The following is a 3583-nucleotide window of genomic DNA, read 5'->3' as shown; positions in this document are numbered from 1 at the left end:
AAACCTCCCGCGACCTGATGGACATGGTGCGCGACGTGTGCCGATCGGAACTGGCGCCCCGCGCTGCCGACGCCGAAGCGGCCGAGGAGTTTCCCCGCGAGACCTTCCGGCTGCTCGGCAAGCTCGGAATCCTGGGCCTGCCCTACGAGGAGCACTTCGGAGGCGGAGGCCAACCCGACGAGGTGAGCCTGCAGGTGGTCGAGGAGATCGCGACGGCGTGGGCCACCATCGGGGTGGGGCTCACGGTGCACTGGGCCAGCTGCCATCCACTGTGGAAATACGGTACCGACGAGCAGCGCAACCAATGGCTGCCGGACATGATCGGGGGCGAGCAGCTCGGCGGGTACTGCCTGTCCGAGCCCGACGCCGGTTCCGATGCAGGCTCTCTACGCACCCGCGCGGTGCGCGATGGTGAACGCTACGTCGTCACCGGAACGAAGGCCTGGATCACCCACGGCGGCCTCGCCGACTTCTACGTGCTGATGGCGCGCACCTCCGACGATGGTCCGCGCGGTATCAGCTGCTTCCTGGTCCCCGGTGACGTCGATGGTCTGGCCGCCGCCCCGCCGGAATCGAAGATGGGATTGACGGGTTCGCGGACGTCGCAGCTGCACCTCGATGGGGTGAACATCCCCGTGGAACGTCGAATCGACGACGAGGGCCGAGGTTTGGGGCTGGCGCTGGAAGCACTCGACACTGGACGCCTGTGCGTCGCGGCATGCGCGACGGGCCTGGCGCAGGCCGCCCTGGATTGCGCGGTCGGCTACGCCAAGCAACGCCGCCAGTTCGGCCGAGTGATCGGCGAGTTCCAAGGGCTGTCATTCCTCCTGGCCGACATGGCCGCTGCCGTCGAGACCGCCCGCTCGGTGTACCTGCAGGCGGCCAGGCGCAAGGACCGCGGGCTGCCGTTCACCCAGCAGGCGGCAATCGCCAAGCTCGTCGCGACCGACCTGGCCATGAAGGTCACCACCGATGCCGTCCAGGTACTCGGGGGAGTGGGATACACCAAGGACTTTCCCGCCGAACGGTACATGCGCGAAGCCAAGGTCATGCAGATCTTCGAGGGCACCAACCAGATTCAACGACTGATCATTGGAAGACACCTGACGCGGGGTGCCGACTAGACGGGCGCAGGCGAGCGCCAACGTGGGATGTCATCGAACCCCGAGTGCCACCAGTCTTGCTCGACAGCGCCAGCATCGGGAGATGGCCCGTCAGCGGCGGTAGGGTCGGTCGGCGTGGCGTCGTGTGACGACCCGTAACGGAAGGCGTGGAACGTGATTCGGCTTGGGCTCTACCTTCCCAACTTCTCGTACGGCACGGGAGTGGAGCAGGTCTTCCCCACCGTCATCGCGCAGGCATCGGCAGCCGACACCACAGGCTTCGACGAGCTGCCCCGCAAGCTCGATGTCGTCAGGACCGCGTGCGAGCACGGCGCTGGGGCCCGGTGACGCTGGAAACCAGCGTGACCGTCATGGTCATGCTCCGAGACCTGACCGCAGACCAGATCGCCGAGGGGGTCAAGGGTCCCCCTGGGACACGTCGTTGGGATGCAATCCGCTGCAACACGTTTCATCGAAGTCACGAGACGACTGACGCACGACGGCTGGTCTGTGCTAGCCGACACGAAATGCTGGGAGCGGCAGGGCTCCAGGACGGAGGACGAGAGAGATGGCTCGATTAGAGGGCAAGGCGGCGTTCATCACCGGTGCGGCGCGCGGACAGGGGCGCGCTCGTGCGGTGCGCTTCGCCGAGGAGAGCAGTTCGCCAATGCCATGCAGGCCAATACTGCCCTACCGTTGCCCTGGATCGAGGACCGCGACTTGAGCAACGTCGTGCTGTTCCTGGCATCTGACGACGCGCGCTACACCACAGGAACGCAACACGTGGTCGACGCCGGCGCGATGATGCCGCTGAAGGTCCCGCACCTGCCGAGCTGACGCGGCCATCGGCCTCGGATGGGTGCGTGCCGGCCGAGAATCCTGCGCTCGTATTACGTCGGATCGACCTGGCTCGCAAATGAATCAACGCATGAAGGAGAACACTTGAAGGAGAACACTTTGACGACGTCGAAATCTGCCGCGGCACCCACTTCCGGCGCCGCGCGCTTCACGTCCTTCGACCCACGCGACGGATCTGCCATCGCGCACTATCCGATCGCGACCGAAGAGACAGTCGGCCAGGTGGTTGCCGACGCCCGAGGCGCTGCGCAGTGGTGGGCTGGTCTGGGACACGCCGGCCGACGCTCGCGGCTCCGAGGATGGGGTCGAGTGATCGCGTCGAGGATCGACGACCTTGCCACGGTGATCTCGAATGAGACGGGTAAGACACCGTCCGACGCCAAGGCCGAAGTGGTCGTGGCGTTGGATCACCTGCACTGGTCGAGTAAGCACGCGGCACGGACGTTGCGCCGTCGGCGACGCGCGCCGGGGATGCTGATGGCCAACCACTCCGCCGCCGTCGATTACGAGCCGCTTGGCGTCGTCGGAGTGATCGGGCCGTGGAACTTTCCTCTCTTCACGCCCATGGGGTCGATTGCGTACGCACTTGCCGCCGGGAATGCGGTGGTCTTCAAACCGAGCGAGTACAGCCCCGGTGTCGGTAAGTGGCTGGTCGAGGCGTTCGGCGAAGTCGTTCCCGAGCAGCCGGTCTTCGCCCTGCTGACTGGGGACGGCTCCACGGGTGCCGCGCTGTGCGGCGCCGACATCGACAAGATTGCGTTCACGGGTTCGACGGCTACGGGCCGACGCGTGATGGCGCAGTGCGCTGACCGCCTTACCCCGGTCTTGATGGAGTGTGGAGGCAAGGACGCCTTTATCGTCGACGACGATGCCGACGTGCAGGCGGCGGCCGAGGCCGCGGTGTTCGGCGCCATGAACAATGCGGGGCAGGCGTGCACGGCGGTCGAGCGCGCATACGTCGTCGCCGACGTCGTCGAGGAGTTCCTGGACAACGTGCGTAAGCAATGTGCGGTCCTCGTGCCGGGTCCTGGTGACGGATCCTCTTTCGGGCCCATCACCATGCCTGCGCAGCTTGCGACCATCGACCGGCACGTCAAGGCAGCGGTGGCCGACGGGGGCAGGGTGGTCGTCGGAGGGCCCGAGTCGGTCAGGCCCCCATACGTTCACCCCATCGTCTTGGCCGACGTTCCCGAACACTGCGTCGCGATGACGGAGGAGACGTTCGGCCCGGTGCTCGTCGTGAACGCCGTCACGTCCATCGACGACGCAGTTCGGCTGACGAATGCCTCGTCAATGAGACTGGGAGCCACCGTCTTCGGGCGAAGGAACGTAGCCCACATCGCATCCCGGCTGCAGGTGGGGATGGTGGGGGTGAATTCGATGATCCCGTACGTTGCCATGCCGTCGTTACCGTTCGGCGGTGTCGCTGACTCGGGGTTCGGCCGCATCCACGGGGAGGAGGGACTCAAGGAATTCGCACGGACCAAGGTGGTCGTGCGCCAGCTCGCGCCACCCGCGGTGAAAGTGCTGTCGTTCCAGAAGCCCCGCTGGGCCACGGACGTCCTCGTCCGACTCGCCAAGGTGCTCTACGGGCGCTGAAACGAAATCAGCCGAGGCAGAAC

Annotated in this window: 2 protein-coding genes and 3 pseudogenes; all 5 read left to right on the top strand. The window is 66.1% G+C overall.

The genetic code is table 11. The annotated features are described in order from the left end of the window. A partial coding sequence (locus ABW137_RS18315; RefSeq protein ID WP_526402517.1) for an acyl-CoA dehydrogenase family protein occupies positions 1-1124 on the top strand: 1124 nt, incomplete at its 5' end. A 153-nt stretch (positions 1125-1277) separates the two neighbouring features. Beyond that, positions 1278-1394: pseudogene (locus tag ABW137_RS18310) on the top strand (LLM class F420-dependent oxidoreductase); the annotation flags it as partial. Between the two features lie 277 nt (positions 1395-1671). Further along, a pseudogene (locus ABW137_RS18305) lies at positions 1672-1767 on the top strand (SDR family mycofactocin-dependent oxidoreductase); the annotation flags it as partial. Between the two features lie 8 nt (positions 1768-1775). Then, positions 1776-1940, top strand: a pseudogene (locus ABW137_RS18300) (SDR family oxidoreductase); the annotation flags it as partial. Between the two features lie 105 nt (positions 1941-2045). After that, the gene (locus tag ABW137_RS18295; protein ID WP_526402515.1) at positions 2046-3560 is read left to right on the top strand and encodes an aldehyde dehydrogenase family protein; all 1515 of its coding nucleotides are present in this window, start codon (positions 2046-2048) and stop codon (positions 3558-3560) included. The last annotated feature ends 23 nt before the right edge of the window (positions 3561-3583 follow it).

Origin of the sequence: Mycobacterium sp. (assembly GCF_040509115.1) — a bacterium.
Taxonomy (GTDB): Bacteria; Actinomycetota; Actinomycetes; order Mycobacteriales; family Mycobacteriaceae; genus Mycobacterium.
The sequence above is the reverse complement of the archived record's forward strand: the minus strand, read 5'-3'. Positions and strand labels throughout refer to the sequence as shown.